Source organism: Rhizobium viscosum (genome assembly GCF_014873945.1).
Classification (GTDB): Bacteria; Pseudomonadota; Alphaproteobacteria; order Rhizobiales; family Rhizobiaceae; genus Rhizobium; species Rhizobium viscosum.
In genome coordinates this window covers 3,620,991-3,637,859 of the sequence record NZ_JADBEC010000001.1, presented here as the reverse complement: position 1 = coordinate 3,637,859, position 16,869 = coordinate 3,620,991, and the positions used below count along the sequence as shown (strand labels likewise).

Sequence of the window (16,869 nt, the reverse complement as noted above, 5' to 3'; positions counted from 1 at the left end):
ACCATTAGCGGCCGCGCGGGAATGTCTGGCCCTGCTTCATCGCGTCGATATCCTGAGCCTGACGAAGCTCGCGCTCGGCATCTTCGTTGGCTTCGTCCACCGTGCGGTGGTGCCCGGTCGGCAAGATATCGTCACGCAGTTCCGGATCGAGCAGCGGCTCCTCGTGGAGATGGTAAGCACGAGTTTTATATCGCGATGCTGCCAAAGCTTCGTTCGACTTGCTGATATTCCAGCCCTCCGCCCGCCAGAGATCGGCGCGCTCGTCCATGTCGACACAGCCTTCGTCGTCGAGAATGTCATGGGCGATACCATACGTCGCGTCATCAACCTCGACGGAGATCAGAAAGCCGCCCCGGCGCAGGCCCTCGGCATAGACCGCCCGGTCTTCATCTGGGAAAAGCCAGTCCTCCAGCTTCGACCAGAAACCGCCGCGGTCGTCGCCGGCAACGCCGGCCTTGTTACCGTCGGCTTCGTATCCCGGCATCATTCTGACACCGGTGATACCCAGGTTCTTCAGCCGGTCGATCGCGTTGTCGGCATCGTCGCGGCTGTCGAAGAAAGCGGTCAGCGTACTGCTGCCCCCGCCGCCTGAAAATTCGGGGGCACCATCATTATGGAGATTGCTCATCGGGATTCCTCCTCCACGTCTGTCCACTCCGCAAACGGACGAAAAAGCCCGATGTTCCCCATCCAGGCGGAGAAATGCGATCTCCTAAGAGCGCAACGTCCTGAACGCGGCCCGGACCTCCCCGGCGAAGAGTTGCGGCTCCTCCCAAGCAGCGAAATGCCCGCCCTTTTCAGCCGCATTGTAATAGATCAGCTGCGGGTAGGCTCTGGCGAGCCAGTGGCGCGGCGGCCGATAGACCTCGCCGGGAAAGACCGTGACCGCAACGGGAACCTTGACCGGTTCCAGTTTTGCGCCTCCAGCGACATTCTCCCAGTAGATGCGCCCGCTCGAAGGCCCGGTATTGGTCAGCCAATAGAGCGTGATATTGTCGAGAATGGCCTGACGGCCGAGCGCCTGCTCCGGATCGCCGCGGGTAAACACCCAGTCGGCAATCTTGTCATAGAGCCAGGCCGCAAGCCCCACGGGAGAATCCGCTAATCCGTAGCCGATCGTTTCCGGCCGCGTTCCCATGATCGCGGCATAACCAAAGCCATTGGCGAGGAAATCCCGGGCTTCCGCGAAGATCACCTTCTCGTCCGGTGACAGGCTGTCGGGCACCGGCGCCCCGCTCATCAACGCCTGAGCCGCGTCAGGCGGAAAGGTAGTGGCGCGCTCGACCCTGTTGACGTGAATGCCGAGCAGCCCCTCCGGCGCCTGCCGCCCCAGCGCATCGCTGATGATCGCACTCCAGTCGCCGCCCTGCGAGACATAGCTCGTATAGCCGAGCCGTTTCATCAGCGTGTCCCAGGCGGCCGCGATGCGTTGCGGGTTCCAGCCCTTTTCCATGGGCTTGCCGGAGAAGCCGAAGCCGGGGATCGACGGGATCACCAGATGGAAGGCATCGCCAGCCGTACCGCCATGCGCGGTCGGGTCGGTCAGCGGGCCGATCACGTCGATCAGCTCGAACACCGATCCCGGCCAGCCATGCGTCATGATCAGCGGCAGGGCGTTCTCATGGCGGGAGCGCACATGGATGAAGTGGATATCCACCCCGTCAATCCCCGTCACGAATTGCGGAAAGGCATTCAGCCTCTGCTCCGCCTTGCGCCAGTCGTAAGAAGACTGCCACTCGTCCACGAGTGCCTTCAGCCGCTCCGGCTGCACACCCTGCGAACGGTCGCGCACGGTTTCCCCGTCAGGCCAGCGGGTGGCGGCAAGCCGCCGCCTGAGGTCGGCAAGTGCCGCCTCGGGGATATTGGCCCGGAACGCCCGGATTTCGCCGGCCGGCGCTTCCGCCGCGACGGGATCGGCCGCAGCCGCAACCGAAGCAAGCGTCGCCGCAACCCCGGCCGCCGCGCCCGCAAATAGAAGCGAACGCCGTGACACCTTTAACGTCTCGATTGATTGCCCTGATTTCATGACATGCCTCCATTCCATCGGAAGGTTCGCAGCCGCATTTCAGACGCCTGACATCATGCGCCTGAAATGCGCCGGAAACGATCTCAGGCTTCGTCGGGTCCTGCGCGGTAGACCAGGAACTTGTTGCCCTCGGGGTCGCGGAAATAGGCGCAGTAAGGCCCCTCGCCGTTCTCCCCGCGCGGCCCCGGCGCGCCCTCGTCCGAACCGCCTGCCTCCAGCGCCGTTGCATGGGCTTCGCGCACCTGAGCGCGGGAGCGTGCCTCGAAAGCCACCATGCCGCCATTGCCGACATTGGCCGGCCGGCCGTCGAAGGGCTTTATCACGCCGAATTCCAGCGTGCGCTCGCCGTAATAGACCGCCCTGCCGGGCTGGACCAGAAACCGGCCAATGCCGAAGACGGCCATTAGCTTGTCGTAGAATTCGGCCGCAGCCTCGAGATTGTTGGTGCCGACGGTCGAATGCCCCGGCAGGCCGCGCACTCTTTGAGGCTCGGCACTTTTCAGATTTACGGTCATATCGTTCATGTCTCGTCATCCTTTCATGGGGCAGCACGGCCTCTGCCTGCTGCCTGCGTTGGACGCGGGCCATTCCCCGGCGCCGCGGATGGAGACGATGTACGGCGCAGGCCGATCGCCCGGTACTGACGGAAAGTGAGAGGCAGACTCTCATGACTGCGCTCTACCGGCAGCAGGCGCGATGCACGATCCTTGTCATCGAGAATTCACACCCGATCGCGGCCATGCGCCTCCACAGCGAGCACGGCCGGCGGAGAGGAAGGACAACGGACATGCTGACATCCTCACTTGGATCATTGCTCATGGCCGCCGCAATCACCGGCGCGACACTCACCCCCGTAAGCGCCGGCACGCCTGAAACCGCAGAGCCTGAAATCGGCACCATTGCCATCGGCGACGACATCACCCTGCGGCGACTGGTCGTACACAACGCGGCGCCGAAGGGCACCGTGCTCTTCCTGCACGGCTTTCCCGAAACCTCTGTCGTCTGGGGCGACATCGCAACCGCGCTCGGCGATGAATTCGAGGTGCATGCCTTCGACTGGCCGGGATACGGCCTGTCATCACGACCCGCAGCCGAAAACTTCTCCTATTCGCCGCGTGACTATGCCGCCGTGCTGAAGGCCTATATCGACAAATCAGGTATCGACCGCTCGAAGCTGACGATCTACGCCGCCGATATCGGCGCCCTGCCTGCCCTGCTCCTGGCACTCGACGAGCCGGATATCGCGCAGCGCATCATCGTCGGCGACTTCGCCCCCTTCAACCGGCCGGCCTATATGCATGAGCGCCTGCAGAATCTGAAGAGCGAGCCGGCGGCTTCCCTTACTCGCGCCGTCATGAACCAGACGAGCGACGAGATCCTTCAAAACGTCTACAGGCGCGGTCTGGCAGAGGACAAGCAGTTCGATCTCGCCGCCGGCGTGAAGAAAGACATGGTCGCAGGCTGGAGCCACGGCGCCCTCACCTCCGCCGATGCCTTCTACCATTATTACGCGGCCTTCACCCGCGATCAGGATTGGCTGGAAGCAAACCTCGGCAAGCTCAGGACGCCGGTAAAGGTGATCTGGGGCGAAAAGGACGTCTACATCGACAGCCGGATGGGCGCAGAATTTGCCGAAAGGACCGGTGCGACACTCGATATCCTGCCCGGCATTGGCCACTATCCGCATCTGCAGGCGCCGGAACGGGTCGTCGCCGAAATCCGCGCCCTACCGGATTGAGCCATAGCTGCGGCAGGCTTCCCGCAGCCGCGGCAGCGTCCAGTCGATGAAGGAACGCACCTTGAGCGCCAGAAAGCCCTGGCGCGAATAGACGATATGGATCGGCTGCGGCGCACCGGCATAATCATCGAGAACAGGCACGAGAGCCCCGGAAGCAAGTTCGCTGGGGATCTGGTAGTCGAAGAGCCTGGCGATGCCGGCTCCAGCGACGGCGGCGGCAACGCAGTTCGCCGCCGTATTCACCTCGATGCGATGGCGCGGCACTACTTCCACCGGCCGGCCATGGATATCGAAGGTCCAGAAGAAGGTCCTGCTGTTGAAGATGATCCCGTCATGATCGGGCAGATCGCCCGGATGCTGCGGACATCCGCAGCGCCTGAGATAGTCTGGGCTCGCGCAGGTCAGAACCCGAAACTCGGCAACCTTGACAGCATAGAGCGAACTATCCGCCAACGCTCCCAGCCGGATGGCGATATCCACCTGCTCGTTGACGAGATGAACGGTGCGATCAAGCGACAGCAGATTCAGCGAAACCTCCGGATGCTCCGCCAGAAAACCGAGCGCGATCGGCAGCACGTAGCGATTGCCGAATTCCACCGGCATGGTGATCGTCAACGTCCCCCGCGGCCGCTGATATTCGCCGGAGGCCCGGCGCTCGGCCTCCTCGAGTTCCGCAATAATCTTGCGCGCCGCCTCCACATAGTCGCGCCCGGCATCAGTGAGCTGCAGCTTCCGGCTGGTGCGGATGACGAGGCTGGCACCGAGCGACCGCTCCAGCTCGGCCACCTTGCGGCTGACGCTCGGCAGCGGCGCATTCAGCCGCTTGCTGCCCGCCGACAGACTGCCGGCATCGACAACGGCAAGCAACACGCGCATGGCATCCAGCCGATCCATCCCTGCCCATCCTCCCACAGGGGGCAGCCGACCGCCGGCATCCACGGAACGCGCGGTACGGCGCCGTCTCCCGAGACCTTCCCCCGACAAAAATCTTAAACCTTCGGAACTCCGGCCGATAGTATCGATCGATGTCCTGAGCGGGTCAGACAAGAAGCTCCACCCGGTCTCCCGGAAAGCGGGTCACAAGAAACTGGATCGGTTTTCCCTCAGCATCGATATCGATACCCTCAGCTCTCAGCAGCACCGCGCCGGGCGACAGCCCCAGCTGGATAATCTCTTCGGCCTCGGCATGCCTGATAGTGATGCGGGTCGAATGGCGGGTGTAAGTCTCCACGCCGAAGCCCTGCAAGGCCGCCGTGATCGACAGGCGCGCGGCATAGGCCTCCGCGATGCCGTCAAATCTCTCCCGTGCAAACCAGTGTGTGCTGCGTGAAAACGGCGCCTCATCCACGAAAGCCATCGTCTCCAGTCGGATGAGTGGCGCTCCGGGTTTGATGTCAAGACCCTTGGCGACCTCGGAAGATGCGTGCTCTTGCGCATGCGACATCAGTGCCCCGCGCACCTGCCGGTCCTGTCCATCAATCCCTTCGGAAAACCGCGTTCGCGGCCCGATGCGGTAAAACACCCGCCGCGCGTCCTGCACGAAAACGCCGCGCCCCTGCTCCGCGCGGATCACGCCCTCCTGCGCCAGCATCGCCAGCGCCCGGCGCACCGTGTGCCGGTTTGCCGAAAAGCGTTCGGCAAGCTTTGCCTCCGTCGGCAGCCGTTGCCCGCGCGCCAGCCGGGCGCCGACGATATCCAGCCGTATTTCATCGGCGATCCGCCGCCACAGCGCTACGCCCGCCAGCTTGGATTCCCGCATATTGCCTACAACTGTCATGGTAGTTTAATATCCATATACTATTCAAATGGTTATCAAGATATTTATCTATTAAATTATACAAGTGACGGAATGATGAAGGGCCGGCATTCATGAACGCGAACGAGCTTTACAATTTCGGTTATCTCGACGAGCAGACGAAAAGGATGGTCCGCCGCTCCATCCTGAAGGCGATCGCCATTCCCGGCTACCAGGTGCCCTTTGCGTCGAGGGAAATGCCGATGCCTTGCGGCTGGGGAACGGGCGGCGTGCAACTGACCGCCTCCATCATCGGCCCCGATGACGTGCTGAAGGTCATCGACCAGGGTGCCGACGACACCACGAACGCCGTCTCCATCCGCAGCTTCTTCGCCAAGGTCGCCGAAGTCGGAACCACGACGCATCTCTCCGAAGCCTCGATCATCCAGACCCGTCACCGCATCCCCGAACAGCCACTGCGGGAGGATCAGATCCTCGTCTATCAGGTGCCGATCCCCGAACCGTTGCAGCGTTTCGAGCCGAAGGAGACCGAAACGCGGAAGATGCATGCCAATGCCGATTACGGGCTGATGCATGTCAAGCTCTACGAGGATGTCACGCGGCACGGGCGGATCACCATCAACCGCGACTACCCCGTCATGGTCGAAGGCCGCTACCTCATGTCCCCAACCCCGATCCCTACCTTCGACAATCCCCGCCTCCACAGGATGCCGGCCCTGCAGCTCTTCGGCTCCGGCACGATGAAACGCATCTACGCCATCCCGCCCTACTCGCAGGTGGAAAGTATCGATTTCCAGGATCACGCATTTCGGATTCAGGAGTTTTCGGAGTCATGCGCGCTTTGCGGCAAGACCAGCGTCTATCTCGACGAGATGATCATGGATAATAGCGGCGGGCGCATGTTCGTCTGTTCGGATACGGATAATTGCGAGAGCAACCGGTACCCTGAATGAAAACCATCCGCATCGCTGCCGCCCAAACTCCTGAATACCGCGAAAACGTCGAGGCCGCTCTGACATGCGCGCTCCACATGATCCGTCAGGCCGAAGCGGAAGGCGCCCGCCTCCTCATCTTTCCCGAAGGTTTCTGCAGGGCTACCTGACGGAGCCCGAAACGGCACGACGAGCCGCCATTGATCTCGGATCTCCGGCATTTGCCGCCGTCATGAGCCGGCTCGCCGATGCCGGTCCCATGATCGTCATGGGCATGATCGAGGCTGAAGGCGAAGCGCTGTTCAACACCGCCGTCGTCATCGAAAACGGCAAGCTGATCGGCCGATATCGCAAGGCGCATCTGCTCAAGGGAGAAAGCTTCTTCCAGCCTGGCACCGAGACATCAGTCTTCACGGTCGACGGCCTGCGCTTCGGCATCAATATCTGCTACGACACCGGCTTCCCCGATGCCGCCCGCAAGGTCGCACTCACAGGCGCATCCCTCCTCGTCTGCTGCGCCAACAACATGATGCCGCGCGCCAATGCCGAGAAATTCCGGGACGTGCACAACGCCACCAGAGGCGAGCGCTGCCGGGAAACCGGCCTGTGGCTCATCTCCGCCGACGTGACGGGGGAACGCGAGGGACGCATTTCCTGGGGACCGACGGCGGTGTTGAGTCCCACGGGAGACGTTGTCGCACAGCTCCCTCTCGAAGCCCCCGGTCTGCTCGTGTTCGATATCCCCGGCGATCGGTAGAGCAGCGGCACTGCTGGATGCCCGACCGGAACAGCCAGCTCACAGATATCTGGGAACCTTGCGCTCCAATAGGCTGACCAGCATCGGATCCATGAATTCGTAGTCATCGGGAATGTCGAGGCAGATAATGCGCTTGCCGTTCAGCGACTTGCGGAATTTGCGGTTGATTTTGCCACGATGCGCTTTCTCCATCACAAAGATGATGTCGGCCCACTCCACCTGTTCGGCATCGAGCGGATTGCAGGCATCGTTGTTTGTCCCCGCCGACGATACCTCGATGTCCTCCCGTGTAGAAAACACCTGTTCGGCAGTCGGGCTTCTGAGCTTGTTCTGGCTGCAGACAAACAGCACGTTTCGAGGTTTGATCGGCATATCGGAGCCTGTCCGCAAACTGGGATCGAACGGATGATTGCGCCAGCATAAGCATCATCCTTGCGCCCGGCAAAACGATTCCGTTGCGGGGAAGCACCCTCCGCACGCCCCAAAACAACATCACGCCTTCGTTACCACCACGCCTGTAACAACCCGCTTTCCCGTTGCGAATACCCCGACGTGCCCCGCTGAAACAGGGGCGTTTCAAGCAACGGAGACTACCAATGTTGAAGACTTCCATCAGCACCGCCCTTCTTGCCGGCGCAATCACGTCAGCTCTTGCCACGATGGCCGGCGCCGCCCCACTGACCAAGGCTGAAGCTGCTGCTGCGACCGCCGCCCACAAGGAGAAGTGCTACGGCGTTGCGCTCAAGGGCCAGAACGATTGCGCCGCCGGCCCGGGCACGACCTGCCAGGGAACTTCGGTGAAGGACTTCCAGGGCAATTCGTGGAAATTCGTCCAGGGCGGCACCTGCGCCTCGCTCGATATTCCAGGCGGCCGTCATGGCTCGCTGAAGCCGCTGACGCGCGACATCTAAGCCGCCCGTAACGAGACAAAGATCAAGGAAAGCGGAGGCGAAGATGAAAAACGTCGACAAGGCGTCCAACCTTCCCATGGAGACGGAAAGCACCCTCCGCTTTCCGACATATCAGCTTGCCGGCGTGGCCGGTACCAGCTTCAAGCCGGAGCATCTTGCGGCAATCTCGGCCATATCGGGCCCTCAGGGCTTCTTCGAGATCCATGCCGAGAATTACATGGGCGCCGGCGGCCCGCCGCATCGCGCACTCGAAAGAGTGCGACGCGACCACCCGATTTCTTTGCACGGCGTCTGCATGTCGCTCGGCGGCCCGCAGCCGCTCGACAAAGAACACCTCAGGCGCTTCAAGGACCTTGTCGACCGTTACGAGCCGGCGCTGATTTCAGAGCATCTCGCCTGGTCGACGCATGTCGATACCTATCTGAACGACCTGCTGCCGCTGCCCTATACTGCTGCGACGCTTGCCCATGTTTGCGACCACGTCGAGGAAATGCAGAACGCGATCGGCCGGCAGATCCTGCTGGAAAACCCCTCCACCTACGTGCTCTTTGCGGAATCCTCGATGAGCGAGACGGATTTCATCCGCGAGATTTCGCGGCGCACCGGCTGCGGCCTGTTGCTCGACATCAATAATGTCTTTGTTTCCGCCACCAATCACGGCTTTTCGGCGCTGGAATATCTGCGTGACTTCCCGCTGTCTCAGGTCGGCGAGATCCACCTCGCCGGCCACGCCGAACAGGAGGATGACGAGGGCGAGCTGCTCTTGATCGACAGCCATGACGGCCCGGTCGCCGATGCCGTCTGGCAGCTCTACGAGATCGTCATCGCCAGATGCGGGCCGATCCCGACCCTGATCGAATGGGACAGCAAGATCCCCGACTGGCCGGTGCTGCGCGCCGAGGCGCTGGCTGCACAGGCCATTCTGGATCGCCATGCCAATGACCGGGGAACTGCCCATGCGCTCGGCTGAAATCGTGCCGATCCGGCCAATGCTGCCAGATTTCGCCGGGCAGTTCTCCGCCACGCTGCTCAATCCGGATGCCCCGGCTCCCGCTCTGGTCACCGGCCCGCGCGGCAAACGGGCGGAGAAGCGATACAATGTCTATCGCAACAATGTCACTGTCAGCCTGATTGGAGCATTGTCGTCGATCTTCCCGGCGGTCGAGCGCATCACGGGTGAGGATTTCTTCCGCGCCATGGCCCGCTTTCATGTGCGCGAAACGCCGCCCTCCTCGCGGCTGCTGTTCGAATACGGACGTGACTTTCCCGACTTCATCGACCGCTACGAATATGCTGAGGAAATGCCCTGGCTCTCGGACGTGGCGCGCATCGAGCGCGCCTGGCTGGATGCCTATCACGCCGCCGATGCGACTGCATTGACGGCCGAAACACTCGCCGCCGTGCCGCAGGAAGAACTGGGCGGCGTAACGTTTCGTCCGCATCCGGCAACGCGGCTGGTTTCATCAGCTCATCCGGCCGTCACCATCTTCGCCATGAATCGCGGCACGGATCCCGTTACCCGTGTCGAAAATCGCCCCGAGGACGGGTTGATCACCCGTATCAATGACGAAGTCACAATACGCCTCCTGCCCCCGGGCGGAGCCGCCTTCTTCAATGCGCTGCTTTCGGGCGAATGCCTTGCCGCAGCCGTCGCCGCCGGTCTCGACGCCTGGCCTGCCTTCGATCTGTCTGCCGCCATTGGCGAGATGATCGCAGCCCATGCCTTTTCCGATATCAGAGCTTTTTCCGCTATCGAACTGGAGAATTCCAATGTCTGATATGCTTGACTCCAATGCCCACAACGAGCCTCGCAACGGCACTCTCTCCCCGCTGACGAGGCTGGTAGTGACGGCCGACGGACTTGTCCGCGCCGTCGCCCAGCCCGATATCGTCCAGGCCGTCATCCGGGTGGCGCTTGCCGTTCCCTTCTGGCGCTCCGGCATCCTGAAATGGGATGGCTTCCTGCAGCTGAACGATACCGCAATCGATCTCTTCACCCAGGAATTCATGCTGCACCTGCCGGGTGGTCCCTACCCTTATCCGATGCCCGCCGTTATGGCCTTCCTGTCCGGATGCGGTGAGATCATCTTCCCGACGCTCCTCGTCTTCGGTCTCGCGACCCGCTTTGCCGGGCTTGGCCTGCTCTTCATGACCCTGATCGTCGAGCTGACCGTACCCGATGGCTGGCCCATCCACATCACCTGGGCGGCGATGGCGCTTGCCATCATGCGCTACGGGCCGGGCCGCCTGTCGCTCGACCATCTGATTGCGCGGATGTCAGGCACTGCCAAAAGCTAGGACACTCAACGTCAATCATCGACATGAACACCCGCCCGGCTCCTCATCGCGCCGGGCGGCTTTTGCGCTTTGTTGCCGCACTACTCTTGCCGTTTGCCCGCCGATGCGCTCAATAGGCGCCGACGCCGGCTCTGCCTCACGTGCCGCGTCATCAAAATTTTCAGGATGACGGTAACAAACACGTGGCTCCGTGCGTAAAGGTGAGTAGCGGATGAAATATTCGGCCCGTGAAGAGGAATGGGCGGCCTGGATGCGCGCGGCAATCGCCGGCGACGCAACGGCCTATGACCGCCTCCTGAAGGCCGTGACACCCTATCTGCGTTCGATTGCGCGCAGGCGCTGCGACCAGTTCGGTGCCCCGCCGAGCGAGGTGGAAGACGTGGTGCAGGAAGTTCTGCTGGCAGTGCACCTGAAGCGCGGGACCTGGGATGTTTCCCGACCCATCGGTCCGTGGCTCTCGACAATCGTGCGCAACAAGCTGATCGACAGCCTGCGCCGCCGTGGCCGCCATGTCTCGGTGCCGATCGAGGATGTGATGGAGACGCTCGAAGCCGACCACCAGGAGGATGGCGCCGACCGCATCGATGTCGACCGCATGCTGGAAGGCCTGCGCGACCCGCAGCGCGAAATCGTGCGATCCATCTCGCTCGGCGGCGCCGGCATCCGCGAAACGGCCGAGCGGCTACAGATGACGGAAGGCGCCGTGCGAGTGGCGCTGCACAGGGCGCTCAAAGGATTGGCTGCCCTCTATCGGAGCAACACGCGTGAAAACGGATGACCTGATCAACATGCTTGCAAAGGATGCGCGCGTCCGCATCCGCTTCGGCCGCGTCTTCATGATCGCGCTTGCCATCGGCGTGGTGATTTCAGCCGCACTTCTCATCTCCACCATCGGCATCCGAAAAAACATGGCTGAGATGATCGAGACGCCGCGCGTCCTCTTCAAGCTCGGCACCACCCTGCTGATCGCCGTGACAGCCACCCGCCTCGCCTTCCGGATCGGCAAACCGGGCGTCTCGCTACGCTCTGCCGCCCTGACACTCATCCTGCCGCTGGTGGTCCTGATCGCCGGTATTGCGACCGAGCTCTTCGTGGTGCCGAAGGCAGACTGGGCAAGCAGCATGGAGGGCCGTTTCTCCGCCTTCTGCCTGTTCTTCGTGCCGACCCTTTCCATCGCGCCGCTTGCCGCCATCCTCTATTCGGTCCGCCAGGGCGCACCGGAAAATCCGGGCACGGCAGGTGCGGTGGCAGGTCTTGCCGCCGGCGGCATTGCGGCCGCCATCTATGCCTGGCACTGCCCCGATGACAGCCCGCTGTTTCTGGCGACATGGTATTCGATCGGCATCCTGGTCGCGACGGCAGCCGGGTTCCTGCTCGGCCGGAAAATCCTTCGCTGGTGACAGCGGCAGAAATATCATCGGCCAACGGGAACTTTTTGCCTCGATCTCAGTCAGGCATTCGGACCGTACGGCGCACTTCCTTTGATAGAACCATGCACTACACGGCGCGTCGTGCGATCCGGCCTGTTATTTCCCAATAATTTGGCCCGCTTCGGCGGGCCTCTTTGTGGCAGGTGGCGACACGCTCTAACGCGTGCGCTTGCCCGTCAGCACCTGCCAGGCGAGCCGCAGCGTATCGAGGCGGGAGCGAATGCGCTCCTGTTGCGGGATGGCCAGACGGTTGCGAAAATCGGCAAGCGCCTGGGCTTCCAGCCTGCTTCCGAGTTTCTCCGGCAGATGCGGCACAGGCGCGCCCGTCAGCCGGTCGATGACAGTCCAATCGTCGTCGTTCCGGCGCTCGATGTCGTAGCGGTTCATAGTGGTCAGGGGATCTCTAAATTAGGGAATACGGATAGCAACAAGAGCGGCTTTCTCATCGACATGCAATCGGCAAAAAGTGAATGAACGTCAGAAAAGTGCGTTCATGGTCAAAATTGCGTTGCCAAAGCCTGATGTCACGCTCTCAGTCTCGTGGCTCTGACCCTGTCGAAGCGCTTGCGAACCTTGGCGGGCCGGGCCTTCAGTTCGGCCTCAGCATATTGCAAATCCAGGAAAGGCAGGGGTCGGGCGTTGATCTCGGTGATCTCGGCCTCGAGCGCGGCCAGTCCCATCACGATCTCGTCGAACATTCTTGCTGCCCCATGTCTTGCCTCTCCATGTCTTGCCTCCCCCTGCCTGGCTTCCTCCTGGCTGGCTTCCATGCGCCCGTCCTCCCCTACGGTTCACCTCTCGGCCGCTACGGTAGCATCCGATAAAATCGCGGGCCAATCGCACATTGGAGCTAGCCCGAATGAACTTCGTTTGCCGTCTTTTCGCCACCGCCAGGACATGCATTCATAGCAATGCAGACTTAAGATGCTCTGAGCGTCGGAAACCAGTCACTGGAGGATAACCATGCACGAGATGACACCATCGGAAATGCTGAGAGATCCGATGATCCGCCAGATGCTTCGCGCCGACAAGATCAGCCTGGCATCCTTTGCGGCCCTGCTCGACGCTGCCGCCCGTCAGCACGCCCGTCCTGCAACCGAAAGCACCTTTGCGGTGTCGAAGATGCCGGACAGCTGGAGTGTCTATGCCGCGGCCTATATCTGATCGACCGTTTTTTGCCGATGCCCGTCCGACTCCGGGCACCCCTGAGGCCCGCTCCCAAGTGAGCGGGTCCTTTTTGTTCGCGAAGGCGCAGGATCTGGGCGGTGAAGGCGGCAGGCCCTCATGCACGCCTGCCGCCTCCCACCTCCGAGCGTCCGCCGCCCAGCGCTCCAGGAGGGAGGGCCACCATAGCCTGCCATTGTGGCCTTTCGGACAGTTTGCCCGGAAGATATTCCCGGTGTCGTCTGGCGGTCACATCACCCATCTGGAGCAGGCCGATCGCTTTCGGGCATATGTCGTTGAAAGCGTTGGAGGAGATTGGTCCGAACCTGTGGATAAGCTGTGGAAACCCTGTGGATTGCAGGCCGCATGCGGGCGCAGTCCGGCACCGGGCGTTGCCATTTCGTTCCAAATACGGTCTTCTAAACTGGCCTGCCATCGGCCTCCGCCGCAACTGACGCCGATGCAGCCACAGGGCGCTCCGACATGAGGTCGTAGAGCGCCCTTTCTTTTGCCCGCGGCAAATAAGTCACGCGCTCAACATTCACGCATTCCGCAATTCCGAATTTCATAATTCACGCGTATAGTGTGTTTGAGGGTCTCAATCTCCGTGCCTTGAGGGGTCGAGGACAATGAACTGGAACACGTCATCGGCATTCGCGCCGGTCGGGCTGGTTTTGCGCGGTCGGGAGACGCACACCGTCGTGCGGACGCTCGGCGATGCCGCATACCTGCTGATCCGGGATTGGCCTTTCGATGATGGCGAGGAATATATGATCGCCGTCAAAGCCTGCATCGACGCCATCTGTGGAGACGTTGCCCCGGAACAGTTCCGGGAAGCATTTCTGCGCGCCGCCGACGAAGCGGGTATCGCGGCGCTAACGATTGTCCATTGAAGGGCGTCCATTGAGGCAAAAGGCATAGGCTGCATTGATTTTCTCGACAAAACCGTCATCTGCTGGCGGCGGCGCGATGACGCGCGCAGGCTCGAAGACCCGAGAGGCAATGAAGACAGCAGCAATAACAGGGGCAATCGTCTGCATGGCCTTTACGCAGGCCGCGTTTGCGCAGTCGACGCTCGATGCCTCCCCGCTCCAGCCGGACTACATCGCCGTGATGCAGGCGCTGGACAAGGATGGCAAGCCGGTCGACCCGACTGTCACCATCATCCATCACGACGGCATGTTTCTGAGCGAGACGCTGCGCGGCGGCCGGACCAGCATTGGCTTCGGACCGGATGAGGCCAGGCCCGTTCTGCGCTGGAGCAGGCAGGCGGATGGTGAAATTACATATCTGGAGCTTCTTCTTCGCGCCCGCAAACCGGACATCGCGAAAACGGATGCGCCGCAGCCACTCGCGGAGGTCTCGTCCATTGCCGGCGAAGGCTGCACATGGAGCGAAACGGTAAGTAAGCCGCCCTCATCAGGGACGTTCATTTCGCGCGAGCAGAACTGTGCCACCGAGGACGGCATCGTCATCGAAACAAAGCTGCTGACCCCGAACGACGTGCCGATCTACCATACCCGCCTCGTCAGCCTCGACCGCCGCACCGTCGCTCCTGCGGAGGTCCATCCGCCACTAGAAATCCTCACCCAGGAATACTGGCTCAGACCGATCCGAAGCAACGATGCCGATCCCTCCGAACCCGATTTTGACATCACTCTGGAGAGCACTGGCGGCTCGACGATCCGCTTGTTGCGACATTATCCCTGGCACTATCGGGAACAGCGGCATCGCGACGGCTCCGTCAGCATCAAGATCTGGAACAAGCGCGAAGATCAGGGCATCTCCTATCAACAGGTAAACAACCATCGCAGGCTCACGGCCGCACGTCCGGCAGACGACGGCTCATCGTCGTTGAAATTCGATGAGGCAACCGGAAGGACTTCGCTCGACAAAAGCGAAACAATCCTCGGCGAGACCTGCGAATGGTTCGATCTGATGCCGGGAGTTCAGGACGCCGGAAACAGGCAGTGCCTCACACCTGACGGCCTGCCGCTCAAGCTTGATATCAGCGGCATGAATTTGGCCTTCCCCTACACCGCCACATCATTCCGCCGCCGCCCGGTCGATCTCTCCGAGATGCGTTTGCCGGCCGCAGCCTTTTCGCTGGAAGAATGGAACCTGCCGGCGCTGCGGTGATGCCGATTGCGTCGGCTTGCACTGTGCCGTGAATGCTGTTGGCAGTCAGGCCCGGACGCCCCTATGGCATACCTATCGAAACGAGACTTGGTTAGATTCCGCTAAAAATCGCCTTGCATCCCAGCGACGGCATAAAGACATAGGAATTACGCATATCCGGTGTCGCAATCAGCCCGGCACTTTCGTCTTAAGGCAGAACTCCTTCTTTCAGCTATGGATACAGGAACGCCATGACCAGTGAACCTTTGCTTTCAGAGACCGAAGAACAGGCCGAATTGCCGGTCGAAGACCATAGCGCCCGCAACAGGCTGGTCATCGGCCTGCTGCTCGTCTCCGCCTTCGTGGTCATCCTCAACGAAACCATCATGGGTGTGGCGATCCCGCACCTGATGGCCGACCTGAATATCCCCGCAAGCTCCGCCCAATGGCTGACCTCGGCCTTTATGCTGACGATGGCCACCGTCATCCCCGTAACAGGCTATCTCCTGCAGCGGCTGAACACGCGGCCGGTCTTCATCCTCGCTATGTCGCTCTTCTCTGCCGGCACGCTTGTTTCGGCCCTTGCCCCCGGCTTCCCCATGCTGGTCGTCGGCCGCATCGTCCAGGCCTCGGGCACGGCGATCATGATGCCGCTGCTGATGACCACGATCATGAACCTCGTGCCGCCACATTCACGCGGCAAGACGATGGGCAATATCTCGATCGTCATATCCGTGGCGCCGGCCATCGGTCCGACGATTTCGGGCCTCATCCTCTCCTCGCTCGACTGGCGCTGGCTCTTCCTGCTGGTGCTACCGATTGCGCTTGCTGCCCTTGCGATGGGTGCTTCGAAAATCGAGAACGTCACCGTGCCGTCGAAGGCGCCGCTCGATGTTATCTCGGTCGTACTCTCGGCCATCGGCTTCGGCAGTTTCGTCTTCGGCATCAGCGAGCTCGGTGCGCCCGAGGCAGGCGCGACGCCGCTCGATCCCCGCCTCATGCTTGTTGCCGGTGCCGCCGTCATCGCCATCTTCATCTGGCGGCAGCTCTATCTCCAGAAGCACGAAAGGGCGCTTCTCGACCTGCGCACCCTGCAGACGAAGACTTTCACGATCGCCGCCGGCATGATGGCGATCCTGATGATGTCGATGTTCGGTGTCTTCATCCTCATACCGATCTACCTCCTGTCCGTACTAGGTCAGACGACCCTGACGGCCGGCTTGCTGCTTCTGCCCGGCGGCCTGATCATGGGCCTCTGTGCCCCCTTCGTCGGCAGGCTGTTCGACCGCTACGGCCCTGCCCGCCTGGTCATTCCCGGCGCACTCCTGTTCAGCTCCGTCATGTGGGGCCTGACCTTCCTCACCGTCACGACCCCGATCTGGATTGTGCTCGGCTTGCACATCGTCATGAGCATCGGCCTTGCCCTGATGTTCACGCCCCTCTTCACCGTCAGCCTCGGCTCCCTGCCGCCGAAACTCTATTCCCACGGCAGCGCCATCATCGGCACCACCCAGCAGGTCGCCGGCGCCGCCGGCACCACGCTCTATGTCGCCATCATGACCTGGCGCGCTGGCATCCTGACTCAAGGGGAAGCGGATACCGCAACGGCAACCGTCGGCGGCATGCAATCCGCCTTCTTCGTCGGCGCGCTGATTTCGCTGGCGGCTGTGGTGGCATCGCTTTACGTAAGACGCCCGCTCAACCAGCCTGAGGGACAGCCGATGGGCGGGCATTGAACG

The 16,869-nt window shown here is 61.7% G+C and carries 20 protein-coding genes and 1 pseudogene; 13 read left to right on the top strand and 8 right to left on the bottom strand.

Annotation, left to right across the window (positions count from 1 at the left end; genetic code table 11):
- Positions 1–4 precede the first annotated feature (4 nt).
- From H4W29_RS17850 to H4W29_RS17840, 3 genes are all read right to left on the bottom strand, one after another.
- The gene (locus tag H4W29_RS17850; protein ID WP_192730088.1) at positions 5–628 is read right to left on the bottom strand and encodes a hypothetical protein; all 624 of its coding nucleotides are present in this window, start codon (positions 626–628) and stop codon (positions 5–7) included.
- Between the two features lie 84 nt (positions 629–712).
- Positions 713–2,026, bottom strand: a complete 1,314-nt coding sequence (locus H4W29_RS17845) for an epoxide hydrolase family protein (protein WP_192730087.1) — start codon at positions 2,024–2,026, stop codon at positions 713–715.
- An 83-nt stretch (positions 2,027–2,109) separates the two neighbouring features.
- On the bottom strand, positions 2,110–2,550 hold the full coding sequence (locus tag H4W29_RS17840) for a VOC family protein (RefSeq protein WP_192730086.1): 441 nt from the start codon (positions 2,548–2,550) through the stop codon (positions 2,110–2,112).
- A gap of 263 nt (positions 2,551–2,813) precedes the next feature.
- Here H4W29_RS17840 and H4W29_RS17835 point away from each other — a divergent pair, with 263 nt between their 5' ends.
- The gene (locus tag H4W29_RS17835; RefSeq protein ID WP_192730085.1) at positions 2,814–3,764 is read left to right on the top strand and encodes an alpha/beta fold hydrolase; all 951 of its coding nucleotides are present in this window, start codon (positions 2,814–2,816) and stop codon (positions 3,762–3,764) included.
- On the opposite strand, the gene H4W29_RS17830 is transcribed toward H4W29_RS17835, so the two are convergent.
- Positions 3,753–4,658, bottom strand: coding sequence for a LysR family transcriptional regulator (locus H4W29_RS17830; RefSeq protein WP_192730084.1), 906 nt, complete (start codon positions 4,656–4,658; stop codon positions 3,753–3,755). The genes H4W29_RS17835 and H4W29_RS17830 overlap by 12 nt on opposite strands.
- 145 nt (positions 4,659–4,803) lie before the next feature.
- Positions 4,804–5,541 carry a phosphonate metabolism transcriptional regulator PhnF gene (phnF, locus tag H4W29_RS17825; protein ID WP_192730083.1) on the bottom strand — a complete coding sequence of 246 codons (738 nt, stop codon included), beginning with the start codon at positions 5,539–5,541 and terminating at the stop codon, positions 4,804–4,806.
- 92 nt (positions 5,542–5,633) lie between these two features.
- Here phnF and H4W29_RS17820 point away from each other — a divergent pair, with 92 nt between their 5' ends.
- Positions 5,634–6,473, top strand: coding sequence for an alpha-D-ribose 1-methylphosphonate 5-phosphate C-P-lyase PhnJ (locus H4W29_RS17820; RefSeq protein ID WP_192730082.1), 840 nt, complete (start codon positions 5,634–5,636; stop codon positions 6,471–6,473).
- A pseudogene (locus H4W29_RS17815) lies at positions 6,470–7,209 on the top strand (carbon-nitrogen hydrolase family protein). Before H4W29_RS17820 ends, H4W29_RS17815 begins: the two are co-directional and overlap by 4 nt.
- Positions 7,210–7,248: 39 nt before the next feature.
- On the opposite strand, the gene H4W29_RS17810 reads toward H4W29_RS17815, so the two are convergent.
- Positions 7,249–7,581, bottom strand: a complete 333-nt coding sequence (locus H4W29_RS17810; RefSeq protein ID WP_192730081.1) for a low molecular weight protein tyrosine phosphatase family protein — start codon at positions 7,579–7,581, stop codon at positions 7,249–7,251.
- 224 nt (positions 7,582–7,805) lie between these two features.
- Between H4W29_RS17810 and H4W29_RS17805 the strand changes: the two genes are divergently transcribed.
- The 6 genes from H4W29_RS17805 to H4W29_RS17780 all read left to right on the top strand — a co-directional run bounded on the left by H4W29_RS17805 (position 7,806) and on the right by H4W29_RS17780 (position 11,818).
- Complete coding sequence (locus H4W29_RS17805; RefSeq protein WP_192730080.1) at positions 7,806–8,120, top strand: BufA1 family periplasmic bufferin-type metallophore; 315 nt, start codon at positions 7,806–7,808, stop codon at positions 8,118–8,120.
- A gap of 43 nt (positions 8,121–8,163) precedes the next feature.
- Positions 8,164–9,090, top strand: a complete 927-nt coding sequence (gene bufB, locus H4W29_RS17800; protein ID WP_192730079.1) for an MNIO family bufferin maturase — start codon at positions 8,164–8,166, stop codon at positions 9,088–9,090.
- Positions 9,077–9,898 (top strand): HvfC/BufC N-terminal domain-containing protein, encoded by an 822-nt coding sequence (locus H4W29_RS17795; protein WP_192730078.1) that lies wholly within the window; start codon positions 9,077–9,079, stop codon positions 9,896–9,898. The genes bufB and H4W29_RS17795 overlap by 14 nt, the downstream gene beginning before the upstream one ends.
- Before the next feature lies 1 nt (position 9,899).
- Positions 9,900–10,418 (top strand): DoxX family protein, encoded by a 519-nt coding sequence (locus tag H4W29_RS17790; RefSeq protein WP_376776584.1) that lies wholly within the window; start codon positions 9,900–9,902, stop codon positions 10,416–10,418.
- A gap of 211 nt (positions 10,419–10,629) precedes the next feature.
- Entirely contained in the window at positions 10,630–11,196 is a 567-nt protein-coding gene (locus tag H4W29_RS17785; protein ID WP_192730076.1) for a sigma-70 family RNA polymerase sigma factor, read from the top strand.
- On the top strand, positions 11,183–11,818 hold the full coding sequence (locus H4W29_RS17780; protein WP_192730075.1) for an NrsF family protein: 636 nt from the start codon (positions 11,183–11,185) through the stop codon (positions 11,816–11,818). Before H4W29_RS17785 ends, H4W29_RS17780 begins: the two co-directional genes overlap by 14 nt.
- 186 nt (positions 11,819–12,004) lie before the next feature.
- Here the strand turns inward: H4W29_RS17780 and H4W29_RS17775 are convergent, their stop codons facing one another.
- Together H4W29_RS17775 and H4W29_RS17770 are read right to left on the bottom strand one after the other, a co-directional pair.
- Positions 12,005–12,235, bottom strand: a complete 231-nt coding sequence (locus tag H4W29_RS17775) for a hypothetical protein (RefSeq protein WP_183740212.1) — start codon at positions 12,233–12,235, stop codon at positions 12,005–12,007.
- A gap of 137 nt (positions 12,236–12,372) precedes the next feature.
- Complete coding sequence (locus H4W29_RS17770) at positions 12,373–12,618, bottom strand: hypothetical protein (RefSeq protein ID WP_192730074.1); 246 nt, start codon at positions 12,616–12,618, stop codon at positions 12,373–12,375.
- Between the two features lie 193 nt (positions 12,619–12,811).
- Between H4W29_RS17770 and H4W29_RS17765 the strand changes: the two genes are divergently transcribed.
- The 4 genes from H4W29_RS17765 to H4W29_RS17750 all read left to right on the top strand — a co-directional run bounded on the left by H4W29_RS17765 (position 12,812) and on the right by H4W29_RS17750 (position 16,866).
- Positions 12,812–13,012, top strand: coding sequence for a hypothetical protein (locus H4W29_RS17765; protein ID WP_192730073.1), 201 nt, complete (start codon positions 12,812–12,814; stop codon positions 13,010–13,012).
- A gap of 629 nt (positions 13,013–13,641) precedes the next feature.
- Positions 13,642–13,905, top strand: coding sequence for a DUF982 domain-containing protein (locus H4W29_RS17760; RefSeq protein ID WP_007817636.1), 264 nt, complete (start codon positions 13,642–13,644; stop codon positions 13,903–13,905).
- 109 nt (positions 13,906–14,014) lie between these two features.
- A complete protein-coding gene (locus H4W29_RS17755; RefSeq protein ID WP_246517215.1) occupies positions 14,015–15,151 on the top strand; it encodes a hypothetical protein in 1,137 nt (378 codons plus the stop codon).
- 230 nt (positions 15,152–15,381) lie between these two features.
- Complete coding sequence (locus H4W29_RS17750) at positions 15,382–16,866, top strand: DHA2 family efflux MFS transporter permease subunit (RefSeq protein ID WP_192730072.1); 1,485 nt, start codon at positions 15,382–15,384, stop codon at positions 16,864–16,866.
- Positions 16,867–16,869: the final 3 nt, after the last annotated feature.

What these genes read in the sequence shown, in the direction of transcription:
- H4W29_RS17765 (WP_192730073.1), top strand. Translation starts at nt 12,812, where the DNA reads ATGCACGAGATGACACCATCGGAAATGCTGAGAGATCCGATGATCCGC.
- H4W29_RS17775 (WP_183740212.1), bottom strand. Translation starts at nt 12,235, where the DNA reads ATGAACCGCTACGACATCGAGCGCCGGAACGACGACGATTGGACTGTC.
- H4W29_RS17830 (WP_192730084.1), bottom strand. Translation starts at nt 4,658, where the DNA reads ATGGATCGGCTGGATGCCATGCGCGTGTTGCTTGCCGTTGTCGATGCC.
- H4W29_RS17785 (WP_192730076.1), top strand. Translation starts at nt 10,630, where the DNA reads ATGAAATATTCGGCCCGTGAAGAGGAATGGGCGGCCTGGATGCGCGCG.
- H4W29_RS17770 (WP_192730074.1), bottom strand. Translation starts at nt 12,618, where the DNA reads ATGGAAGCCAGCCAGGAGGAAGCCAGGCAGGGGGAGGCAAGACATGGA.
- H4W29_RS17795 (WP_192730078.1), top strand. Translation starts at nt 9,077, where the DNA reads ATGCGCTCGGCTGAAATCGTGCCGATCCGGCCAATGCTGCCAGATTTC.
- H4W29_RS17850 (WP_192730088.1), bottom strand. Translation starts at nt 628, where the DNA reads ATGAGCAATCTCCATAATGATGGTGCCCCCGAATTTTCAGGCGGCGGG.
- H4W29_RS17760 (WP_007817636.1), top strand. Translation starts at nt 13,642, where the DNA reads ATGAACTGGAACACGTCATCGGCATTCGCGCCGGTCGGGCTGGTTTTG.
- H4W29_RS17845 (WP_192730087.1), bottom strand. Translation starts at nt 2,026, where the DNA reads ATGAAATCAGGGCAATCAATCGAGACGTTAAAGGTGTCACGGCGTTCG.
- H4W29_RS17840 (WP_192730086.1), bottom strand. Translation starts at nt 2,550, where the DNA reads ATGAACGATATGACCGTAAATCTGAAAAGTGCCGAGCCTCAAAGAGTG.
- H4W29_RS17790 (WP_376776584.1), top strand. Translation starts at nt 9,900, where the DNA reads ATGCTTGACTCCAATGCCCACAACGAGCCTCGCAACGGCACTCTCTCC.
- H4W29_RS17810 (WP_192730081.1), bottom strand. Translation starts at nt 7,581, where the DNA reads ATGCCGATCAAACCTCGAAACGTGCTGTTTGTCTGCAGCCAGAACAAG.
- phnF (WP_192730083.1), bottom strand. Translation starts at nt 5,541, where the DNA reads ATGACAGTTGTAGGCAATATGCGGGAATCCAAGCTGGCGGGCGTAGCG.
- H4W29_RS17750 (WP_192730072.1), top strand. Translation starts at nt 15,382, where the DNA reads ATGACCAGTGAACCTTTGCTTTCAGAGACCGAAGAACAGGCCGAATTG.
- H4W29_RS17755 (WP_246517215.1), top strand. Translation starts at nt 14,015, where the DNA reads ATGAAGACAGCAGCAATAACAGGGGCAATCGTCTGCATGGCCTTTACG.
- bufB (WP_192730079.1), top strand. Translation starts at nt 8,164, where the DNA reads ATGAAAAACGTCGACAAGGCGTCCAACCTTCCCATGGAGACGGAAAGC.
- H4W29_RS17805 (WP_192730080.1), top strand. Translation starts at nt 7,806, where the DNA reads ATGTTGAAGACTTCCATCAGCACCGCCCTTCTTGCCGGCGCAATCACG.
- H4W29_RS17835 (WP_192730085.1), top strand. Translation starts at nt 2,814, where the DNA reads ATGCTGACATCCTCACTTGGATCATTGCTCATGGCCGCCGCAATCACC.
- H4W29_RS17820 (WP_192730082.1), top strand. Translation starts at nt 5,634, where the DNA reads ATGAACGCGAACGAGCTTTACAATTTCGGTTATCTCGACGAGCAGACG.